Source organism: Coprococcus sp. LG101-27 (genome assembly GCF_027695515.1).
Classification (GTDB): domain Bacteria; phylum Bacillota; class Clostridia; order Lachnospirales; family Lachnospiraceae; genus Allocoprococcus; species Allocoprococcus comes.
The window spans coordinates 134232-157387 of the sequence record NZ_JAQEUJ010000003.1; the positions used below are offsets into that span (position 1 = coordinate 134232).

General features: G+C 38.9%; 24 protein-coding genes. All 24 read left to right on the forward strand.

All coding sequences use genetic code 11. From position 1 onward, the window contains the following. Position 1: 1 nt before the first annotated feature. Positions 2-391 (forward strand): hypothetical protein, encoded by a 390-nt coding sequence (locus PG766_RS04480; protein ID WP_270590491.1) that lies wholly within the window; start codon positions 2-4, stop codon positions 389-391. A 1-nt stretch (position 392) separates the two neighbouring features. After that, a complete protein-coding gene (locus PG766_RS04485) occupies positions 393-815 on the forward strand; it encodes an HK97 gp10 family phage protein (protein ID WP_118177840.1) in 423 nt (140 codons plus the stop codon). Between the two features lie 2 nt (positions 816-817). Beyond that, on the forward strand, positions 818-1183 hold the full coding sequence (locus PG766_RS04490; RefSeq protein ID WP_270590493.1) for a hypothetical protein: 366 nt from the start codon (positions 818-820) through the stop codon (positions 1181-1183). Positions 1184-1187: 4 nt separating this feature from the next. Continuing rightward, positions 1188-1772 carry a hypothetical protein gene (locus PG766_RS04495; RefSeq protein WP_270590495.1) on the forward strand — a complete coding sequence of 195 codons (585 nt, stop codon included), beginning with the start codon at positions 1188-1190 and terminating at the stop codon, positions 1770-1772. A 14-nt stretch (positions 1773-1786) separates the two neighbouring features. Next, positions 1787-2104, forward strand: coding sequence for a hypothetical protein (locus tag PG766_RS04500; RefSeq protein WP_270590496.1), 318 nt, complete (start codon positions 1787-1789; stop codon positions 2102-2104). A 2-nt stretch (positions 2105-2106) separates the two neighbouring features. Beyond that, positions 2107-2553, forward strand: a complete 447-nt coding sequence (locus tag PG766_RS04505) for a hypothetical protein (protein ID WP_158431862.1) — start codon at positions 2107-2109, stop codon at positions 2551-2553. A gap of 290 nt (positions 2554-2843) precedes the next feature. Then, entirely contained in the window at positions 2844-5711 is a 2868-nt protein-coding gene (locus tag PG766_RS04510) for a phage tail protein (protein WP_270590497.1), read from the forward strand. Positions 5712-5714: 3 nt separating this feature from the next. Further along, positions 5715-6410: a mtfA protein gene (locus PG766_RS04515; RefSeq protein WP_270590498.1), complete on the forward strand. Its 696-nt coding sequence runs from the start codon at positions 5715-5717 to the stop codon at positions 6408-6410. Beyond that, complete coding sequence (locus tag PG766_RS04520; RefSeq protein ID WP_270590499.1) at positions 6410-9070, forward strand: tail fiber domain-containing protein; 2661 nt, start codon at positions 6410-6412, stop codon at positions 9068-9070. Before PG766_RS04515 ends, PG766_RS04520 begins: the two co-directional genes overlap by 1 nt. Before the next feature lie 5 nt (positions 9071-9075). Continuing rightward, positions 9076-9315 carry a hypothetical protein gene (locus PG766_RS04525; protein WP_118177832.1) on the forward strand — a complete coding sequence of 80 codons (240 nt, stop codon included), beginning with the start codon at positions 9076-9078 and terminating at the stop codon, positions 9313-9315. Next, positions 9315-11456: a hypothetical protein gene (locus tag PG766_RS04530; RefSeq protein ID WP_270590500.1), complete on the forward strand. Its 2142-nt coding sequence runs from the start codon at positions 9315-9317 to the stop codon at positions 11454-11456. The genes PG766_RS04525 and PG766_RS04530 overlap by 1 nt, the downstream gene beginning before the upstream one ends. Positions 11457-11861: 405 nt before the next feature. Beyond that, complete coding sequence (locus PG766_RS04535) at positions 11862-12992, forward strand: RNA-directed DNA polymerase (RefSeq protein ID WP_270590501.1); 1131 nt, start codon at positions 11862-11864, stop codon at positions 12990-12992. After that, on the forward strand, positions 12989-13252 hold the full coding sequence (locus PG766_RS04540; protein ID WP_270590503.1) for a hypothetical protein: 264 nt from the start codon (positions 12989-12991) through the stop codon (positions 13250-13252). Before PG766_RS04535 ends, PG766_RS04540 begins: the two co-directional genes overlap by 4 nt. Positions 13253-13272: 20 nt before the next feature. Next, positions 13273-13431, forward strand: coding sequence for a hypothetical protein (locus tag PG766_RS04545; protein ID WP_173689508.1), 159 nt, complete (start codon positions 13273-13275; stop codon positions 13429-13431). 93 nt (positions 13432-13524) lie between these two features. Then, on the forward strand, positions 13525-13839 hold the full coding sequence (locus PG766_RS04550) for a hypothetical protein (RefSeq protein ID WP_270590506.1): 315 nt from the start codon (positions 13525-13527) through the stop codon (positions 13837-13839). A gap of 3 nt (positions 13840-13842) precedes the next feature. After that, positions 13843-14103, forward strand: coding sequence for a phage holin (locus tag PG766_RS04555; protein ID WP_118427144.1), 261 nt, complete (start codon positions 13843-13845; stop codon positions 14101-14103). A gap of 13 nt (positions 14104-14116) precedes the next feature. Continuing rightward, positions 14117-15538 (forward strand): glucosaminidase domain-containing protein, encoded by a 1422-nt coding sequence (locus PG766_RS04560; protein ID WP_270590507.1) that lies wholly within the window; start codon positions 14117-14119, stop codon positions 15536-15538. 335 nt (positions 15539-15873) lie between these two features. After that, on the forward strand, positions 15874-16563 hold the full coding sequence (locus PG766_RS04565; RefSeq protein ID WP_270590508.1) for a response regulator transcription factor: 690 nt from the start codon (positions 15874-15876) through the stop codon (positions 16561-16563). Beyond that, the gene (locus tag PG766_RS04570; RefSeq protein WP_270590510.1) at positions 16539-17804 is read left to right on the forward strand and encodes a sensor histidine kinase; all 1266 of its coding nucleotides are present in this window, start codon (positions 16539-16541) and stop codon (positions 17802-17804) included. The genes PG766_RS04565 and PG766_RS04570 overlap by 25 nt, the downstream gene beginning before the upstream one ends. Before the next feature lie 177 nt (positions 17805-17981). Beyond that, complete coding sequence (locus PG766_RS04575; protein WP_117557928.1) at positions 17982-18656, forward strand: ABC transporter ATP-binding protein; 675 nt, start codon at positions 17982-17984, stop codon at positions 18654-18656. Continuing rightward, complete coding sequence (locus PG766_RS04580; protein ID WP_270590513.1) at positions 18653-21082, forward strand: ABC transporter permease; 2430 nt, start codon at positions 18653-18655, stop codon at positions 21080-21082. The genes PG766_RS04575 and PG766_RS04580 overlap by 4 nt, the downstream gene beginning before the upstream one ends. Positions 21083-21319: 237 nt before the next feature. Further along, entirely contained in the window at positions 21320-21556 is a 237-nt protein-coding gene (locus PG766_RS04585) for a hypothetical protein (RefSeq protein ID WP_044998564.1), read from the forward strand. 421 nt (positions 21557-21977) lie between these two features. Further along, the gene (locus tag PG766_RS04590; protein WP_008368854.1) at positions 21978-22256 is read left to right on the forward strand and encodes a helix-turn-helix domain-containing protein; all 279 of its coding nucleotides are present in this window, start codon (positions 21978-21980) and stop codon (positions 22254-22256) included. Positions 22257-22309: 53 nt separating this feature from the next. Then, positions 22310-23155, forward strand: a complete 846-nt coding sequence (gene dinD, locus PG766_RS04595) for a DNA damage-inducible protein D (protein WP_055247963.1) — start codon at positions 22310-22312, stop codon at positions 23153-23155. Position 23156 lies beyond the last annotated feature (1 nt).

Consider the following 23156-nt stretch of genomic DNA (forward strand, 5'->3'; position numbering starts at 1 on the left):
ATTGTTACAGGTAAAAAAGAACGGTGCTAAAAATGCCATAGGTGAGCGTGTAAACACATGGGTTGATTGTACATCAATCTTAGGTTGGTTGGACTTATCAACAGGTGATTCGAAGCATACAACTTTTTATGCCAAGGTTCAGGAAAGTACACACATTTTCTTGTGTGACTTTACCAACCTTAAGAATCTGTCAACTGATTGGGTTTGGAATCCGTTCAGTTTTCTGACAGGTGTGATCAGTAAGACGGATGAACAGGAAACCGTTGATGTGACAAGTGACAATGCAAGAATGGTTGTAAACGGTGAAGTGTATGAAATCCTTCTGATTGATGACCCTATGAATATGCATGATCATTTAGAAATCTATTTAAGATTTATAGGGGGTCAGTAGTATGTCAGTTGAATTTACAGATAACACAGCAAAAATTAAAGCTGCATTATCGGAAGGGGTTATTGGATTCCTTCACGAAGCAGGTGGTGAAATACAGGCACAGACCCAAAGAAACAGCAGGGTTGATACCGGACAAACAAAGGGGTCTTACAAATATATGGTTGATGAAGGAAAAGATGAATCAACTGTTGCTGTAGGTTCAGACCTTGAAAATGCGATTTGGGAAGAATTTGGTACTGGTGAATATGCACTGCATGGTGATGGAAGAAAAGGCGGTTGGGTTTATAAGAGTAAGAAAGACGGTAAATTTTACCATACTTACGGAAAAACACCACGACAACCACTCACGAAAGCATTTCAGAGTGTAGCCCCAAAGATAAAGAAACAGCTTGTAAATGTCATTAAACAGAATTTAGGGGGTTAATTATGGTTGATATGCTTGGTTTTATTTCTGATCAGCTTGATCAACTTGGTATTCCCTATGAATTTGGTGAATGGACGGGTGAAATTAGCTATCCTTACTTTGTCGGTTCGTTCAATGAAACTGAACACAGATTAGAGGACGGATATACAGGCGGTGTTTTTACACTTGACGGTTGGTCAAGGGGGTCAAAATTACCGCTTGCAGAAATAAATGACAAATTAAAAAAAGCATTTGAAGATTTAAGGGCAGTTCAGGAAGGAACTGCTTTTTTTATTACCTATTGGAACGGTTTAATGATTCAAACAGGTGAAGAAGATCTTTTTAGAATTACGATAACACTTAACACAAATGAGTGGAAAGGAGCATAAAAGAATGGGCTTAAAAAAGCATGGTATTACATCTGAAACTATCAAGAACATGATCTTGGGTGCAGGTGTCATTTACAAAAATCTTAAGTATGAAAAAGCAAGCAGTGGGTGGACTGGTACACCACTTGGTGCAACTTCCGGTGGTCTTAAGTTCAACTATGAAGCACAGTGGTTAGATGTTGAGGTGGACGGTGCAACTGTACTGATCAAAGGTGTCAGCAAACAGAAGGTTGGTGAATCTGCCACACTTGAAGGTCAGATGACAGAACTTACAGAAGATATTCTTGTAAATGCATTACACCTTGTAAAATCCACTTCCGAAGATACAACCTATGTGAAATATGTATCTAAGGAGAACATCACAGAAGCAGATTATCTTGAAAATGTTGCATATGTTGGAACACTTTCAAGCGGTAAAAATGTAATCATTATTTTACCGAATGCACTCTGTACAGAAGCATTTGAACTGGAAACAAAGAACGCTGAACAGACAACGTTTGCTGTCAAGTTTGAGTGTACGGCAGACCTTGAAAATGACAGCTTAAATAAGTTGGATATTGCAATTTATTATCCGACTTCTGTTGTGTAGGGGGGGTGTGAATTATGCGAGTTGTAGTAGTAAGAGAATATACAGACAAGTACACAGGTGAAGGTCATGTGATCGGTGAAAAACTGGATATGACAGAAGAAAGATTTGCAGAAATTCAGGACAAAGGAATGTTTGTGGTTGATATTTCTGATGAAGTAGTGCAGCAGGAAACACCTGCTGTATCTGCTGAACAGGTAGAAGATCAGGAACAGGAAACAGCAAGTGAACAGACTGAACCTGTTGAACATGAAGAAACATCTGCACCAAAACAGGATAAACCTGCAAATGGTGGTAGAAGAAACAGATCGAAAAAAGAAAGTGAGGATAAATAATCATGGCAGATTTCAGATTTAAGGATTTAACAGTTGATAACGCATTTGACTTTTGTGAGGTTCTTGCAGTTATCGGAGTAGAACAGGTTATTGGTGCATTTGACAAAGACGAGATTCAGCAGTTGCAGGAATCCGGTACAGATATGAAAGAAGTTGGTATTGTCATTGCTATGAAGGTGTGTGGCATTCTGATCAAGAACATTTCAAAGGCAAGAAATGAAATCTGTAAGTTTTTTGCTAACTGTATGGAGTGGGACAACGGTACAGCGGTTACTGCTGATGATGTGAAGAAATTCAAGCTGAAACAATTTGTTGTCATGGTGAAAGATTTTGCTAAGAAAGATGACCTTATGGATTTTTTCGAGGGTGTTGCCGAATTAGTGGGTACGGAACAGAACGATTCGATGAATGCTGCAACCGTAGATATGGTAACCCCTACAGCTATTTAGATAAAGCAATCAGCCGGGGGAAATTAGACGATACTGTTAGAACAGTCCTGAAACAGGACAATGAAGATAAACAGTGGGACTTATACTGTGCAATCACAGCAAACCCACTTGCTGATGATGTTGGAAATTTTGAAGAATTTAAACAGCGGTTTATGAGTACCGTACCGAAAGTTGAAAAGACTGAACAAACTGAACCGACAATGAACAATGCACAGATTAAGTTACAGGTGGAAAAAGCAAATAAAATTCTGAATGGATTCGTGCCACCATTGAAGGGGGGTGGCTAATCGTTGGATATTTTTTCGTTGGTCGGAAAAATAACGATCAATTACGCTGATGCGGTGAACAACATTGAAAAGGTTTCAAAGTCTGCAAAGGACACAGCTGAAACACTGGAAGATGTTGATAAAAAGGCAGATGGTGCAGGTGATTCAGTAGAAGATGCCGGACAAGCTGCCAAGAATGCAGACAGTGGATTTACGACATGGAAAGCTACGCTTGCGAATTTAGCATCTACAGCAATCACAAAAGTAATTTCAGGATGTACACAGTTAGCTGAAAAAATGGCAGATGTGACAAAATCAGCGGTTGGTCACTATGCTGAATATGAACAGTTGGTTGGTGGTGTTGAAACACTATTCAAAGACAGTTCCGGTAAACTGATTGACTATGCTGAAAAGGCATATAAGACAGCCGGAATGAGTTCAAATCAGTACATGAATACAGCAACGTCATTTGCTGCTTCACTGATTCAGGGTCTTGGCGGTGATACTGCAAAAGCGGTTGAACTGACCAACCTTGCTATAACAGATATGTCAGATAACGCTAACAAGATGGGTACTGACATAGGTTCTATACAGGACGCTTATCAGGGTTTTGCAAAGCAAAATTACACGATGTTGGATAACCTGAAACTTGGTTATGGTGGTACACAGTCTGAAATGATCAGATTGATAAATGATTCAGGTGTACTTGGTGAAAAGATTGAAAGTTTGGATAACGTAACGTTTGACCAAATGATTGAAGCTATTCACAAGATTCAGGATAACTTAGGTATAACCGGAACAACAGCACTTGAAGCAGGTACTACAATATCAGGTTCATGGAGTTCAGTACAGGCATTGTTTGAAAATATCCTGACAAAAGTAGGTTCAAAACTTGCACCTACTGTTATGGGGTTTTTACAGCAGTTGTCAGACTGGATGGAAACCGTTGATTGGGATGCGTTTGCAACGTCTGTCGGTGATGCCCTACAAAGGGTATTTGACTGGATTCAAAAAATTGATTTTACAACATTCTTTGAAAAAGGAATGGACGGTGTTGAAAACTTCCTTGAAAAACTAGGTGGTCTTATTGAAGATGTGCCTAAGATTATTCAAACGTTCAAGGATTGGTCACCACTGATAGCCGGAGTTGCTGCCGGATTCGTAACATTAAAGGTCGCAATGGCAATATCATCATTGATTAGTGCCATAACAACAGCATGGACAGCATACAAAACAGCAAACGAAGGTGCTACTATTGCACAGTGGCTTTTCAATGCTGCATTAAATGCTAACCCTATAGTTCTTATAGTCACGCTTGTGGCAGGGCTTGTGGTTGCACTGATCACATTATGGAATACCAATGATGGATTCAGAGAAGCAGTCACAAATGCTTGGGAAAAAATAAAAGAAGTCTTTGGTACGGTTATTGACGCTATCAAAGGCTTTTTTAGTGGATTGGTGGAGAAAGTACAGACTGCATGGGAATCTGTAAAAGAAGCAGTAAGTACCGCCATTGAAGCAATTAAGGGATTCTTCACAGGTTTAGTTGATTCAATCAAACAGGCTTGGGAGAACATCAAAACAGCAATATCTGAAAAGATAGATGCCATAAAAGAAACAGTAACCAATGTGTTTACTGCAATAGCTGATACTGTAAGTGCAGTGTGGGAAACAATCAAGAATGCGGTGCAAGTTGCCATAATGTTTATTGGTGAAATCATCAGTGCTGCATTTCAGATCATCACAATGCCTTGGATGTTTATATGGGAAAACTGCAAGGAATATATCATTGCAGCTTGGGAGTTTATCAAGAACGCTGTATCAACAGCCCTTGATGCAATCTCAACCACCATAAGCAATATTTGGAATGCTATTGTTGGATTCCTGACCCCAATTTTGGAAGGTATTAAAAACACCTTTACAACGATTTGGGAAGCTATAAAAACAGCGGTATCAACCGCAATCAACAACATTCAGACGGTTATTACAACCGTATGGAATGCCATTGTTTCATTCCTTAAGCCAATACTGGAAGGTATCAAGAATACATTCACAACTGTATGGAATGCGATAAAATCAACAATTTCTACAGTGCTGAACGTAATTCAGTCTACGATTACAAATATTTGGAATGCAATCAAAACGACTGTAACCAATGTAATCAATTCGGTTAAGTCAGTAATCAGCAGTGTGTTCAATGCAATTAAGTCTACTATTTCAAGTATACTGAACAGCATTAAATCAACCTTTACAAGTGTTTGGAACAGTATCAAGTCAACGGTATCTAATGTGATCAACGGTGTGAAGTCCACTATTTCAAGTGGTCTGAATGCTGCAAAATCCACAGTATCAAATGTACTTGGTGCAATTAAGGAAAAGTTCAGCAGCATCTTTGAAGGTGCAAAGAACATTGTAAGTAACGCTATAAACAGAATTAAAAGTTTCTTCAATTTTTCGTGGTCATTGCCACATTTAAAATTACCACATATTTCAATCAGTGGTTCTTTCAGCTTGACACCGCCAAGTGTACCGCACTTTGGTATTGACTGGTATAAGAAAGCAATGGATGATGGTATGATCATGAATCAGCCGACTATTTTCGGTTACAACGCTAAGTCAAATCAGTTCTTGGCAGGTGGTGAAGCCGGAAGTGAAACGGTTGTCGGAACACAAAGCCTTATGGATATGATCAGGGTAGCGGTTAATGAGGAAAACGCTTCATTACTGGAAAAACTTGACCGGATTCTTACAATCCTTGAAAGTTATATGCCTTTCATTCCACAGCTTGCGAACCTGAAACTGGTAACAGATACAGGAGTGCTTGCAGGTGAACTTGCCCCGGCAATGGATGAAGAACTTGGTAAGATTTTTGATAAGGAAGGGAGAAGATAAGCCTTGATTCAGGGTGTTACATTTGGAATTAAACACAGTTATGAAGATTTTGGGCTTATCCTTTCTTCAAAAGAAATCGGATTGCCTACACCTAAAACAGAATCAGTCAGTGTAATTGGTCGCAATGGTGACCTTGATCTGACTGATGCGTTGGGTGATGATGTGAAGTTTGAAAACAGGAAGTTATCATTTACTTTTTCCCTGTTAAATGGTGCAAGAGATTGGACTGCAACACTTTCCAATCTTTCCAACTATCTGCATGGTAAGAAGATGCGTATAGTTATGGACGCTGATAAAACTTTTTATTACTGGGGACGGTGTACAATCAATAAATTCAAAACAGATCGTACACTTGCCATTATCACAGTTGATTGTAATGTTGAACCGTATAAGATTGAAACAAATTCAGCAAGTGAACCGTGGTTGTGGGATGTTTTCAGTTTTGTAAATGGTATCATCCATGTGAATGAAGTGAAAGTAAGCGGAAGTAAAAAAGTAAATCTGATCAATCGTGTCAAGATTGTATCACCAACATTTACCTGTTCAACAGCTATGAAGGTGACACACGAAGGTAACACTTATAGTTTACCTGTTGGGGAAACAACAGTTTATGACATTCGTTTACAGGAAGGTGATAACTATGTGACATTTACCGGAAACGGTACAGTCAAGATCAGTTATAGAGGGGGTTCATTGTAATGTATAGAGTATTATGTGATGGACTGCCTATTTATGATTTACGTGATGAAAACCTTGTTTTGATTGACCCTAAACTTGATTTAGAGGTCAACAAAGCAGGGTCTTTTAGTTTTAAGATGCCACCACAGCACCCACAATATGAATTACCGCAAAAAATGCTGTCATGCATTCAGGTATTTCAGGATGATGAAGAAGTGTTTAATGGCAGAATTACAGAATGCAAAATTGATTTTTACAACCGTAAACATTTTACTTGTGAGGGTCAGCTTGCATATCTGAATGACAGTATACAAAGACCTGCTGAATATCATGATATGACAGTCAGGGGTTATTTAGAATCACTGATTGCATCACATAATAAGCAGGTAAAAAAAGATAGACAGTTCAAGGTTGGTATTGTTACGGTAACAGATAATAATGATTCATTGTACAGGTACACGAATTACAACAGTACCATGAAAGAAATCAAGGAAGATTTGGTTGACGATCTTGGTGGTTATTTACGTGTAAGGAATGTCAATGGAACAGCTTATTTGGACTATATAAGTGATTATGACAATGTAAGTACACAAAGTATTGAGTTTGGTGAAAATCTGCTTGATTTCAGCAGAAATACAGATGTGTCAGATATTGCAACGGTATTTATTCCACTTGGTGCAAAACTGGAAGAAAGTCCAATAGCTGCACTTGAACAGCGGTTGACTATTGAAAGTGTAAATAATGGGTCTGATTCACTCGTGAATTTGGACGCTGTAAAGAAATTTGGTTATATAACCAAAACTATTACTTGGGATGAAGTTACAACACCAAAAATGCTGTTATATAAGGCAAACAAGTACATTGCTGATTATCAGTGGGACAGCATGACACTAGAAGTAAGTGCTGTTGATATGCATTGGACTGATGCAGACGTAGAACAGTTCAAACTTGGTGATAAGATCAAGGCACATTCTTCACTGCATGGACTTGATCGGTATTTCCCATTGTCAAAAATGTCAATACAGCTTAATAATCTATCCAGTAGTAAGTTCACACTTGGTACTGTAGTTAATGCAAGACTTACTTCAAGGTCACATACTATTTCAAATACAGCATCAAAAGCAGTTGATACGATACCTGTACCGTCTGCCATTGTAAAACAGGCGGTTGATCAGGCAACAGCACTGATTACAGCAGCAACACATGGTCATGTGGTCACAACAGCCAACGAACAGTTAATCATGGACACTAACGATGTAAACACAGCCCGGAAGGTGTGGCGGTGGAATCTGAACGGTCTTGGTTATTCATCAACCGGGTACAACGGAACGTATAAGACTGCTATCACAATGGATGGTCAGATTGTTGGTGAAAGATTGGTTGGTGGCTCTGTATCTGCTGAAAAACTTGATATTACTTACAGAAATCAGGTTATAAAAGAAATAGCAGATGCAGAAGAATCAGCAAGATCAGATGCAGAAGATTATACAGACGGTCAGTTGAAATCTTACTATACAAAAAGTGAAGTTGAAACAAGTATCAAAAACACTAAAAATTCTATACTGTTGTCTGCCAAAGAAACAGCTGAACAGTATGTTGATGGTAAACTAAAAAATTATTCAACGTCAGCACAGATTAAAGTCAAGACCGATTCGATTGAATCAGAAGTTAAGAAGAAGCTGAACAGTTCAGAGTTATCAACCAAGATTCAGCAAAATTCTTATGCAGTTAAAATTGCATGGAATAGTATCAGTAAATATATTCAATTTGAATATGGTGAAATGCGTATTTATGAGAGTACGACACAAAACAGTAACACACTGTTAATGTCAATGACCTCAACAGGTGCATGGTACTACTATAAAGGTGCAACCATCGGTAAAATCGGTACTAACGGTTGGTCAGGTGATTCAACTTTTAGAGGTCTGATGTTCGACTTACAGAACGGTGCTGACTATATGGGGTGGGGTTATCAGGATTCACCCGGAAGTAACTATTATGTAAAACTCATATATTACGCAAATAACCGAAAAGAAAAACAAGGCTTACACGTAGGTGCAAACACTTATGTGTGGGGATATTTGAGATTTAATGAAAGTGCAGGATTTTATAATTATTCTGATAAAAGTATTAAACTATGGTCTGATAAAGATGTAAGCATTGGTAGTTCATCATCAACTTGTTGTACATTCACAGGTACATCTTTTCAGATTTACAACAACAGAAGTATTGATTTCTACAGTCCACTAAACTTACACGGTTGGGGCTACACCAATAATTCAGATGTTCGATTGAAAACTAATATCAAGGACACAGCAATCAGAGGTTTGGAAGTGGTGAACGCTATTGACCTTAAGGAATTTGACTGGATTCAGTCCGGTGAACATCAGGCTATAGGAATCATTGCACAGCAGATTCAAAGTTTTGCACCTGAACTTATTTCAGAAGATGCATCTGACGGACACTTGAAACTTAACACAGATAAACTTGTATACTACTGTATTAAAGCTATACAGGAATTATGTGAAAAAGAGGGAATGCGGTACAGCAAACCTATTTATAAAGACCCTTACACTTATTTAGAAAAAAAGACGTTCATTGCAAAGATGCCAAGTCAAAAATATTTGGAATCTGAACCTTATGAGCGTGAACCTATTATTTTACCGAAAAGAAGGGAGTAATTACCATGAATGAAAATAATATGCCTTTATCACTTATGATGGAGAACGCAAAAGGTGCAATGACGAATGCATTTAATCAGATCGTTGAACAGTCAAACCTTCCGGCTTATTTGTTGGAAGGTATAGTTGCTGATCTGCTGTCTGAAATCCGAAAACAGAAAAACCTTGAATTGGTTTCTGATATGAATATGATGAAACAGACTGAACACAGTGAACAGGAAGAAAAGAAAGAAGGTGCTGAATAATGGCAAATATACAGCCTTATATTGATCAGATTTTAAATGCAGTATACGGTGAAGAGGTAAGATCGTCTATTGTCAATGCACTTGAAAAAGTAAATGATGATAATAACTCTTACGCTGATCTGAAAAAAGAAGTAATTGCTGCAAAGGATGCGGTTGATAAAGATGTTGATGCAGTACAGCAGAAACTTAATGCTGCAAGTACTGCATTAACTAATTTGCAAAATGCTACAAGTGCAGCTAATACAGCGAAAACCAATTTGCAGGACGCTACAAATACAGCCAATACAGCAAAGGAAAATCTGACCAGTGCAACAAGTACAGCGAATACCGCAAAAAGTAATGTTGAAGCAGCAACTAATGCTGCAAAAACAGCAATCAGCAATGCCAATACAGCAAAGGCAAATCTTGAAAAAGTAATTACAAGTGCAACAACCACACAGAGTAATTTACAGGGTGTAATTGATAATGCAAATCAGATCAAGGGTCAGTTGGATAGTTCCAACGCTACAGCGGTAACATCAAAGAAAAATCTTGATTCTGCAATTTCTGATGCAAGTGTAGCAAAAAGTCAGCTTCAGGAAGTAATTAACAGTGCAAGTTCAGTTAAAACTTCATTGTCTAATGTCATAAGTACAGCCAATACCGCAAAGTCAAACCTTGATGCATCTGTTGCAACAGCTAATAATGTATTACAGTCACTAAGTGCGGAAAACGCAAGTGCTGCAAGTAATATTGATGAACTGAAAAGTGAAAACTTCAACAGTCAAGAAATTCTTTCAGGTGTGGCAGATATTCGTGCCTATTTGGGTATCACTGCTGATGATATTGTTGGTATTCAGGTCGATTACAAAAATAAAACATTCAAAAGACTTGCCGGAGCAGCCAACCTTACAAAAGGTTCTGATTTTGATAAGTTCACAATGTTTGGTGGTCGTAAACGCTGTAATGTTGCTGATGATGGTTCTATCGTAGCATGGTACGGTGATGCAGATTACAAAGAAGATGGTTCAATGGGTCAGGTAATGGTATATCAGCCAAAGTTCTATTATTTGGTGTGTCCTGTAGAGTATGACCCTATTGATACAGGCATTGGTTACCACTTAAGAAAGGCAAACTATTATGTGTCAGAAAAGCCACGTGCAGGTTTCAGACTTCACCCGGCATTCTACGATGCATCAGGAAATGAAATTGATTACTTCCTGACAAGTGCTTATGAAGGTAGTATTTACGATGCATCAGCAAGTGCGTATCTGTTGAATGATGAACAGGTAATGAACACTGGTGAAGATAAGTTTTCATCAATCGCAGGTGCAAGACCTGCATCCGGTTCTTCACAGAACCTTACAAGACCGAATATTGAAGCAATGGCACAGAATCGTGGAACAAACTGGCATGGTGATCTGATTAAACAGGTATCTGCTGAACAGATGCTTATGATCATTGAAATGGGTATGATGAACTTACAGACCGCTACTGCACAGGGTATTGTTTCCTTACCTTGGACTACAGGAAGTGACACAACAAGTTCATATGCAGCTGCAACCGGAAGTACAGCAAGCCTTGGAAATGGTACAGGTAGGGCAGAGAAAACAACCACTTATGAGGGTGGTGTTGCTAAAGAGTACACTGTTGACGGTAAGACTTCTGTATGTTGGAGAGGTAAAGAAAACTTTTGGGGCAACATTTGGAAATTTGTCTATGGTATCAATATTTGGGGCAATAGAAAAATGGGCGGTGGTCAGCCTTATATTTGTTCTGATTTCAGTTTTGCAGAATCAAAGAACAGTGGAAACTATGAGCCTGCCGGATTCACAGTAACAAACGCAAATGGTTATATTTCAGCAATGGGATATTCAACAGCTTGTGACTGGTTATTTATTGCGTCAGAATGCCTTGGTAACAGTTCATTACCTGTTGGTGATTACACATATATCACTATCAACTTGAACGGTTACCGTATCGCTCGATTGGGCGGTGGTTGGAGTTATGGCGGTAATGCGGGCGGTTTCTATTGGTATCTGGATAGCGGTGTTGGTAATCGTCATCGGTATGTCGGGGGTCGCTTGGTATATATTCCAACACGTGATTCTGCTACTTATACCGCTGCAATCGAAGCATGGAAGCAGAAAATGGCTGCTTAAAACGTAACTTGTAAATTTAATTCATTAGGTTGAAAGAATTTCTGATATTTTCGTTATTTACCTGTAGCGGAAACCATTAAAAAACAATCACTCAATTAGGCAGTAATTGGAATAATGGCAGTAATGCAGGCAGTTTCTATTGGAATCTGAATAACAGTGTTGGTAATCGTAATCGGAATATCAGGGGTCACTTAATAATTGCAAAATATAGCCGGGTGGAAACATCCGGCTATTTCTATAATACTGTGCGGTTCTTTCAACCATGCCACTAGGCAAAACAGAAAAATAGACGGTGCAGACAACCCCACAGGGAATACTGTCTTACTTACGAACAATAAGGAAAGGTCAACCGTATTTACCGGGCAGTAATGCCGACTGAAATTCGGATAATGCAAATACCAAGGAATGAAACGCTATGATCACTTATATGAAAAGATTTATGACCTTGAAAATTTAAGAAAAGCACACCAACACGCAAAGAAAGGAAAAGGTTGGTACAGAGAAGTTCAGGAGATTGATAAAGACCCTGACAAGTACCTGAAACAGATTCAGGAAATGCTTATCAACCACACTTACAAAACATCTGACTATGAGGTGTTTTATAAACAGGACGGTAAGAAGTTAAGGAAAATTTACAAACTGCCTTATTTCCCTGACAGAATTTGTCAGTGGGCTATCTTACAGGTTATTGAACCTTGTATCATCAATAACTTAACTGCTGACACCTATTCAGCAATACCAAACAGAGGTATACACAAGGGTCTGACAAAATTACAATCTGCAATGTGGAATGACCCGAAAGAATGCAGATATTGCTTAAAATTGGACGCAAGACACTATTATCAGTCAATCAACCACGATCTTCTGAAAGAGAAGTATTCAAGAATGTTCAATGATAATGAACTATTGTGGTTGTTAAATGAAATCATTGACAGTATTGAAACAGCAGAGATTGAGGACTTAACAGCAATCTATCTGTTGGAAGAAGATATTGACCCTGAAACTGGTATACCGATAGGCAACTACTTATCACAGTATTCAGGTAACTATTATTTTTCAAGTTTTGATCACTGGATAAAAGAACAGAAGCACGTTAAATACTATTTCCGTTATATGGATGATATGGTTATCTTTGGCAAGACAAAAGAAGAACTGTTTGCCTTGAAGAAAGAGATTGATATTTATTTCAGGAATGAACTGAAATTGAACATAAAAGAAAACTGGCAGGTGTTCCCATCGTATGTAAGAGGTATTGACTTCTTAGGTTACAGAACATTTTACAAGTATACATTACTTAGAAAAAGCACCTGTTTGGAAATGGAAAAGAAAATGACCGCTATCAGGAACAAAGTGGAAGCCGGGAACATGATGAACTATTCAGAGTGGTGTTCAATCAATTCTTACAAAGGTTGGTTGAAATATGCTGATACCTTCCGGCTATGTCAAAAGTATGTTGTACCGCTGTTACCTTATGCGGATGATTATTATATACGCAACATAAAACCAAACACAAAGAAAGGATTGAAAGCATCATGATTGATTATGGAAAACAGAAAAGCACCGTCAGACCGGAAGAACTGGAACTGACGGAAACAAAAGTATTTGTCAGTTCCAATATCACAGAAGTGAATGAAGATGAAACTGACGGACAGCCGGGATTTACCGGGTATGAATTTGACCTGATTGAGTATGACAAAGACGAATACATTAAAATTCAGGCAGAAAAGAATGAATCACTACAGAATCAAGTGGAAGTTACACAGGAAGCACTTGATTATATTCTATTTAATTCATAGTGGTGGAAAGGGGTGATATTATGGCAGCTTATTTTGCATTACGGTTAGAAAACCGCAAACTGAATTACAATACAGTAGTTCAGAAGTTCCCACAGTTTAAAGAAGATATTGACCTGATTCTTCTTGCTGATGGGTATGTTGTAAATGATGACGGAACAGTCACACTTGCACAGGAATAAGGAAATTATCACATACACAAAAAACAACCGTCATATGACGATTATATAACGTCAGAAGCGGTTGTTTTTGTGTACAGAAAGGACAACAGACCATTGGAACAGTTTATTTATTCAACATACACGATTGTGTTACCGATCATTGTCACTACCATTATGGGGTATGTGGTTTGGTTGCTGAAAAATCAGAAGAAAGACAGGGATGCAAACAGTAAAGGTACAATGCTTTTACTTAGAGTTCAACTTATCGAATATCACGATAAGTACATGATGTTGGGTGACATTCCATCATACGCTTATGAAAATTTTATGGAAATGTATGATGCCTATCATGCTTTAGGTGGTAATGGGATGATCACAAAAATGATGCATGAAATTGAAGAATTACATTTGAAAAAGAAAGAGGTATAAGACATGAAAAATATTAACTGGATTGTAAGAATTAAAAACAAAGCGTTTTGGGTTGCACTGATTCCGGCTGTACTCCTGTTGATTCAGGTTGTTGCAGCAGTGTTTGGTTATACCCTTGATCTTGGTAACCTTGGTAACAAACTGCTTGATGTAGTCAATGCAGTATTTGCGGTTCTTGTGATTCTTGGTGTTGTGACAGACCCAACAACCAAGGGTATTACTGACAGTGATCAGGCACTTACTTATACAGAACCGAAGAAATAAGAGGTGATCAACTATGACAAATCAGGAATTTATTGATCAGATTGCAGTGTACATTAAAAAGTACGCTGCAATTTTTGGTATATGCGTACACAGTCCAATCATTGCACAGGCAATCTTAGAAAGTGGGTGGGGCAAGTCAAAACTTGCTGCCACCTATCACAACTATTTTGGTCTTAAGTGCGGTACAAAATGGACTGGTAAGAGTGTGAACATGAACACACAGGAAGAATATGAGCCGGGAGTATTGACAACGATTGCCGATAATTTCAGGGTCTTTGATTCAATGGAAGAAGGGGTTAAAGGTTACTTTGAATTTATACAGTTGTCCCGGTATCAGAATCTTAAGGGAATCACAGACCCTAAGACGTATCTTGAAACAATCAAGGCAGACGGTTATGCGACAAGTTCAACATATGTTCAGAATAACATGAACTTGGTTAAACAGTACGAACTTACAAAGTATGACTATGAAAAGGGTGATAATATGGGTGACAGACAGAAGCCGGGAAACTGGCTTGTACAGTATAAAGGTATTGCAGAAGGTAGTGAACAGCACAAAGCAATTCTGAAAGTATTCAATGATTCAGGACTTTGTACAAGATATAAAATGACAGTCAATGATGCTTGGTGTGCGACATCTGTATCAGCAGCATTCATTGCAGTTGGTCTTTCCAACATTTTCCCTTGTGTTGAATGCTCTTGTGAAAACATGATCAACCTTGCAATCAGTGCAGGCATTTGGGTTGAAAATGATGCTTATGTACCTGACGTTGGTGACGTCATCCTGTATGACTGGGATGATAACGGTGTTGGAGATTGTACAGGTTGGAGTGATCATGTTGGTATTGTAGTATCTTGTGACGGTTCTACGATCAGAGTTATTGAAGGTAATAAGAGTAATACGGTTGGTTATCGTGACATTGCTGTGAACGGTAAACACATCAGAGGATTCATCACACCGCATTATGCAGCAGGTGGTTCTACTACACCGCAGCCTTCCGGTAAGAAATCAGTTCAGGAAGTAGCCAAAGAAGTATATGCAGGTGAATGGGGTAACAACCCGGAAAGAAAGGAAGCACTGGAAAAAGCCGGGTATGATTATCAGGAAGTTCAGGACGCTGTAAATGAACTGGTAAATGGAAGTACACCGACACCTTCAAAATCTGTACAGGACGTTGCAAAAGAAGTTATCAATGGTCAGTGGGGAAATAACCCTGATCGTCAGAAAAAACTTGAAGCAGCAGGTTACAACTATCAGGAAGTACAGAATGCAGTTAATGCGATCTTAAAAGGAAATGCTGCAACAGACTTGACCGCTATCGCAAAAGAAGTTATTCTTGGTAAGTGGGGTAATGGTCAAGAACGAATTGACCGCCTGAAAGCAGCAGGTTACAGTCCTACAGCTGTACAGAAAAGGGTCAACGAATTAGTATAACAGATGGTTCAGTGGTGGCATTGCCACCGACTTGCCACCATTGCAGATATACAACACAAGGATGCACAAGGCGGTAAAGTCTGAACTATTAAAAAAATACTTGATTTTATAGGCTATTCGAGAATGTACAAAGCTGTACAAGGATTTAAAAACAGAACACTTAACAAAGTGTGCATGTTGAGACGGTTGTTCTTTTGTCCCAACTGAAACAAAAATAATTTACCTAAAAATGAAGATAGCAGGCAACCGCAGTGTCCAGAAGATAAAGAGAGTGCAATTGTGGAGGCATTGAAGCATTTTAAGATGAATAGTTAATAAAGAGAGGTGCATATGCTATGCCAGGTATACTCGTGGTTGAAGATGATGAAAATTTAAATCGTGGAATTACATTCTCACTGAAAAAATCCGGATATGAGGTTTTTTCAGCAGAATCAATGAAAAAAGCGAAAAGAATTGCAAGTGATAATAATGTGGATGTTACCATTTGTGATGTGAATCTTCCGGATGGGAATGGACTGGAATTTGTAAGGTGGATGAGATGCAATTATAATACATACATTATTTGTCTTACAGCACTAGATCAGGAGATGGATCAGGTCATGGGATATGAAGCAGGGGCAGATGATTATATTACAAAGCCGTTTAGTCTTTCGGTACTTCTTTTGAAAATAGAAGCACATTTCCGCCGCAGACAGGAGAAAACGGAAGCCGGAAAGATGATTTCGGGAGATATCGTATTTATCGCAGGAGAAATGAAAGTCCTGATAAAGAGTCGTGAAATCAGTCTGACAAAAACGGAGTTGAAAATGCTGACTTTTTTTCTTCAGAATCCGAAACAGATTCTTTCAAAAACACAAATATTGGAAAATGTGTTTGATCTGGAAGGGGATTTTGTGGATGAAAATACAATCGCTGTCAATATCAGAAGACTCCGTGAGAAAATCGAAGACAATCCGGCTGCACCGGTCTATATAAAGAATATCAGAGGTCTTGGGTATATATGGAATCAGGAGATAAGGCAGTGACAAAGAGATATCGCAAGAAGATTACAGTAGTGCTCTCCTTGGTATTACCTGTCATATTATTGTTTGCAATATTAAATTGCTTTACCACGTATGTGTTTTATGAAGATTATAAATATAAAATGAATCTTATGACAGAGATTGCTGCAAAGGAAGAATTTTCCGGGCTGGATGTTGTTTCGGAATTGCTTAAGGATAAGGATATTGAAACGAACGAACAGGGAAGGCAATTATTGGAGCAATATGGATACTGGGGAAATAATGGGAATACATTTTATTCACAATTCCGGCATCAGGTTATGGTGACCGGTGTTGTAAGCACTTTGATATGCGTGCTTCTTTTGACCTTTTTACTTTATTGGAAGAAAAAAGAAGGTGCGTGTCATCAGAAAATTTTAGACCAGTTGGAAGAAATTCTGATCAGATTCCGTGAAAACAAATTTGATGATTTACTGAAAACGGAAAATCATGCAGAACTGGAAAAATTGAATGACCAGCTTGAAGCAATCGGACATCATATTCAGTTGCTAAAGGAAGAGGCACGGGCAGAAAAGGAGAACACGAAAGAAATGGTTTCTGATATTTCTCACCAGTTAAAGACACCGGTTGCAGCTTTGGATACATGTTTTAGTGTGCTGATGCAGAATGACTTAAGTGCCACAGAACAGGAGGAGTTTCGTATCCGTTGTCGGAGTGCTCTGGATGGACTGGAGACATTATTGCAGTCGCTTCTTGAAATATCCAAGATGGAAACTGGACTGATTCAGATTAATAAGAAAAAACTTCCGCTTATGGATACTGTCATATCTGCTGTGAACCGCACTTATCCTAAAGCGGATGAGAAAGAAATTGAATTCGTTTTTGACTATGAAAAAGAGCTGGAAACATGCACGATTATGCAGGATAAAAGGTGGTTTGGTGAAGCAGTGATTAACGTTTTGGATAATGCAATCAAGTACAGTCCGTGTGGTTCAAAAATATTTATCCGGTTACAAAAAAGAAACGATCTTGTAAGAATGGAAATTGAGGATCAGGGAATTGGTATTCCGCAGAATGAGTATCACAAAATTTTTCAACGATTTTACAGAGGAAGTTCCAAGGAGGTCATGGAAAAGAGTGGTACAGGAATCGGACTTTTTCTATCGAGAGAAATTATCGAAAAACACGCAGGTACGATTACGGTAACCTCCGGCAAAAAGAAAAAAGGAAGCACGTTTGTGATTCAATTACCATATGTTGGTTAAATTTTAAGTGAGCAGAAATCTTACAATTCTGTAAGACTTCTGCTCGTTTTTTGAAAGTGAAATGAAAGATTGCCCTGATACAATTTGGATGTAGGTTGAAAAATGACCAAATATATAAACAGGCAAAGAAAGCGTGCTGAAAAGGTACGCTTTACAGAATTGAAAAGGAGGCAACACATGAGTGTGATATTAGAAACCAGGCAGCTTTGTAAGTTTTATGGTGCAGGTGAGAATCAGGTCAAAGCGGTAAATCAGGTGGACATTCAGATTGAGCAGGGAGAATTTGTCGCAATTGTTGGAAAGTCAGGTTCCGGTAAAAGTACATTACTTCATATGCTTGGAGGGCTTGATACCCCGACAAAAGGCAGAGTTACTTTAGCGGGGAAAGATTTATACAGGATGAAGGAAGATGCCCTTGCTGTTTTCCGCAGAAGAAAAATCGGATTTGTTTTTCAGGCATTTAATCTGGTTTCATCTGTTAATGTCTGGGAAAATATTGTACTGCCACTGGGGCTGGATGGAAGAAAAGTGGATGAAGCGTATGTAAATGATATTATTGCAACTCTGGGGATTGAAAACCGGATTTATAATCTGCCAAATCAGTTATCCGGAGGACAGCAGCAGAGAGTAGCAATTGCAAGAGCACTGGTGAATCGTCCGGAAATTATATTTGCAGATGAGCCGACAGGAAATCTTGATTCTAAGACCAGTGATGAGGTAATCGCTCTGCTTAAGATGACAGCAAAAAAATATGGACAGACAATTGTAATGATTACCCATGATGACGAAATTGCACAGGTCGCTGACCGTATTCTGGTGATTGAGGACGGACAGGTGGTGGATTTCAGATGAAGACAATAAGCAGAATTGCATATAGCAATGACAAAAAGAACAAGACAAGAAGTATACTAATTATGATGTCCATATGTCTGACTACGATGCTGCTTGTGATTATCAGTACTGTGGGAAATGGAATGATCCGTTTACAGAAAAGTCAGGCGACAGGCTCATATGGAAGCAATTATGGTCTGTTTGTTTCCGCAGACGAATCGCAGTTAAAAGAAGTAAACCGCCGTGCGGAAATAGATGCTACAGGCACTATGTGCACCGAAGGTATCATAAAAGGCAATGAAAAAGGCGGGTTTGTCTGCATGGATGAGACTGCAAGAAAAATGCTTCCTTATAATAAAGAATATGAATTAAAGGAAGGAAAGTATCCGGAAAAAATGCAGGAAATTGCCGCCGGAAGAGCGTTTTTTCGTGCAATGGGATATGATGATGTAAAGGTCGGAGATACGGTTACACTGGATTACCGTGCAGGGATGCGGTCAGAATATAAGCCGGAAGAATTTGTTGTCAGCGGGATTTTATATGACCGGGATGAATATACCATCGAGGCTTCCTATGTTGTATTCGGTTCGCGGGATTTTTATAATGAGCGTGTTGCGGAGGGTGACAGGCGATATAATATCTATTTTACCTTGAGCGATTCTGCAAATGTATCTATGAATAATGTTGCGCCTGTTATAAAAGAAATCGCGGATTCCTGCGGCATTGACCAGAAAAACGTGATCATCAATGACCTCTACCTGCAGTGGGTATTGCAGCCGAGCTATGAAATGATTGTGGTTTGTGGAACCCTGATCCTCGGAATCGTGCTGTTTTCCGTTGTGGTCATTTATAATATCTTCCAGGTCGGGATCGCCCAGAAGGTTCAGGAGTACGGAAAAATCAAGGCGCTGGGTGCAACCAGAAAGCAGATGAAGCAGTTGATCTTTCGTGAGGGCATTCTTCTGGCGGTTCCTTCGATACCGCTGGGTCTGCTGTTTGGTTTCCTGATTGCAAAAGTCAGCTTCAACTGGCTGGTGGAGCAGGGAAATCTGGTATCGTCCGGAATCAAGAACCATCAGGTGCCTCTGTTTTCACTGACAATTATGCTCATCTGCATTTTTGTATCGTTTCTTACGGTCGTTTTGGCTCTGCGCAAACCCATGAAAATTGTTTCCCGGATTTCACCCATCGAAGCGACACGGTATCTTGACGGCTCCAAAACGCAAAAACAGGGCAGACGAAAAGGCAGAAAAGATGTCACCGTTTTCTCCATGGCAATGGCAAATGTGACAGGCAATCCGAAAAGAACCATTGCTACGATTCTTACCATGGGGCTTTCCTGTGTATTGTTCGTAATTATCTCTAATTATGTTGGGAATATTGACACGGAGCACGAGGCGCGGATTGCAATCAACCATGGACAATTTGAGTTGCAGCTGGATTATTCCCAGAATTATGATGAAGCCTATTCGGAGAATAATCTGGACACAATCCTACAGAACAACCCACTGAATGATTCAATGATTGAAGAAATCAAAAGCATTCCGGGAGTAACAGATGTCATGACGAGAGAGATTGTCTCTGTAAATCTGAACGGAACAAGATTTCCGGCTGATATTGTGAGTAAAAATGATTTTGATTTTATGCGCCAAGACGGGGATATTGGCTCTATGGACTATGATCAGGCGGTAAAGAATGGTGATATTTTCTTTGGCTGGTCAACGTGGATGGAACAAGATGGATATGCTCCGGGTGAATCCATTGCATTTGACTTTGAGAATGGAAGTGGAACTTATACCTATCAGGGAAAGATTGCAGGATCTTTTGTAAGTGCGGACACTTATCTTGTCATTCCGGAAGGTGTATACCGTTCCATGAATCCGAGGGGGACAGCCTATGGCTATCTGTGGGTGGACTGTGATAAAAAAGATGTTGCATCTGTGGAACAGAGTCTGAATACTTTGATTTCTAATACTTCGCATATAAAAATGGATACCTATCATGCACAGTTACAATCTGCAGAATACGCAAGCCGTATGATGAAGCTTGGCTGCTATCTGTTTATGGCAATTGTCGGTCTCATTGGGTTTATGAATCTGGCAAACACCATGATCATCAATATCACCACGAAGAAGCAGGAATACGGTGTGCTGCAAGCGGTAGGCATGACCAATAGGCAGTTGAATCTGAGCTTACAAATACAGGGCTTGATTTTTACGGTTGGCACCATCTGCGTCGCACTTGCTGCCGGTCTGCCCCTTGGCTATGCACTGTTTTCCTATGCGAAGCATAATGGGATTTTTGGAATGAACGTTTATCACGTTCCTCTTATCCCGATTCTTGTTATGATTCTTCTGGTTGGTATTCTACAAATTGTGCTTTCCTGTGTTTTAAGCAGTAATCTGAAAAAGGAAACGCTGGTAGAAAGAATAAGGTATCAGGGATAGCAAGTATTGTTGGGATATCCTCAGTATCATAACAGGAATTAAAAGCACTTGGCTTCAAAAAGTTTTGTACTTTTGACAAAATGCAACCGATATAAGTTTTTTGAAAACTGTCGTTTGGTAAAATCTATTCCATTTTTAAAAGCCTTGCGATAAAATATGTTCTGTGAGACGGTTGTTTTACTTTCCAAGGGAATGGTCGACAGTAGAAAAGTGAAGGTGGACTTCTTTCTGGAGGATATGGATTTATCTGAATTTAAGGGAAAAGCAACTTATGAGCAGATAAAGGCATATGTACTTGAAAAGACAGGACTGAAGGTTTCATCACTGTATATCGCACAGATTAAGAAGAAGTGTGGATTAGATGTCGGTGAGAACTTCAATCCGGCTAAATCAGAGAATGCGAGACAGCCACAGTGTACACCGGAGAAGGAAGATGCGATTATGCAGGCATTTAGACATTTTGGAATCATATAGATTGTGGATAAGCAGTATCATGTGTTAAAAATATAGTGAAGTATGGAAAAAAGGACATTCCGGAACTGTAGATTTTACAGGTCAGGGGATGTCCTTTTTGCAGATATGGAAGTGTTCAAGGGACAAGGTAATAATACTGATGTATTAAGACTGATTTGAGAGATGTGTGGATGTTGTGACAGCACTGATCTTAAAATATGGACCGGCAATAAAAAGAAAATGGATTTTACGTGATTGGATAAAAAACATACAGGCTGACTGCTTTTGGAGAAGTTTAGCCTGTAAAAGATATCAGCGGTATTTCGATTGTATGAAAGCTATTGTAAAAAATGATGCGACATGACATAATCGGATTGACTAAAGTGACATAGATATTTATAATATAGACAAAACGAAAATGACATGAACGGAGGACAGAGTAATGGAGAAAACTGTAACACTTGAAGAGGCATTAAAAAGAATTGAGGAGTTGGAAAAAGAGAATGCAGAACTCCGGGAGGAATTGGAGTATTACAGAAATCGTAAGTTAAGCGGTCGTCAGAAACATAACGCCAAGTGGATGGCAATTTATAATGATTTTGTTGTTGGGTATGAGAGCGGCATGACAATGGTAGAAATTGCGAAGAGGAACAATGTCAGTGAGCGGACGATTTATAGGTATAAAGCGTATTATGACAAACTGAGGGAAAAAGAGGAATAGACCATTTTACTGACGTCAGTAAAATGGTTTAATGTGGGAGGAGAAAGTCTAATATGGAAAAGAAAATGATAATGAATTATAAGAAAAGATTTGATGAAATTAGGCATGAAGAAAACGGAGTTGAATTTTGGTATGCACGTGAATTAATGCATTTGCTAGATTATTCAAAATGGCAAAATTTTGAAAATGTTTTATTAAAGGCAAAAGTTGCTTGTGCAAATAATGGCATTGTAGTAGAGGATCATTTTGCTGATGCCAGTAAAATGGTTATTCTGGGAAGTGGCGCAAATAGAGAAGTAGAAGATTATATGCTTACACGTTATGCATGTTATCTTATTGCAGAGAACGGAGATCCTCGTAAAGAACAGATCGCTTTTGCACAAAGCTATTTTGCAGTTCAAACAAGAAAACAGGAATTGATAGAAGAAAGGATTTCTTATATTGAAAGAACTGAGGCAAGAGGAAAGCTTCGAGAATCTGAAAAACGACTGTCTCAAAATATATATGAACGTGGAGTTGATGATGCTGGATTTGGACGTATCCGATCTAAGGGGGATCAGGCTTTATTTGGAGGATTCACTACAAAACAAATGAAAGAACGTTTAGGAGTGCAAGATAAAAGGCCGCTTGCAGATTTTTTACCAACACTTACTATTGCTGCAAAGAACCTTGCAACTGAAATGACAAATTATAATGTTGAAGAAAAAGACTTACAGGGTGAGACGGCTATTACTGTTGAGCATGTTGAAAATAATACGTCAGTTAGGGATATGCTGGGGCAGAGGGGGATTAAGCCAGAAAATTTGCCCGCATCAGAAGATATTAAAAAATTAGAACGTAGGGTAAAGAGAGAAGAAAAGAAGTTAGCTGAGCAGTCGGGAAAATTGACAAATGAATAAA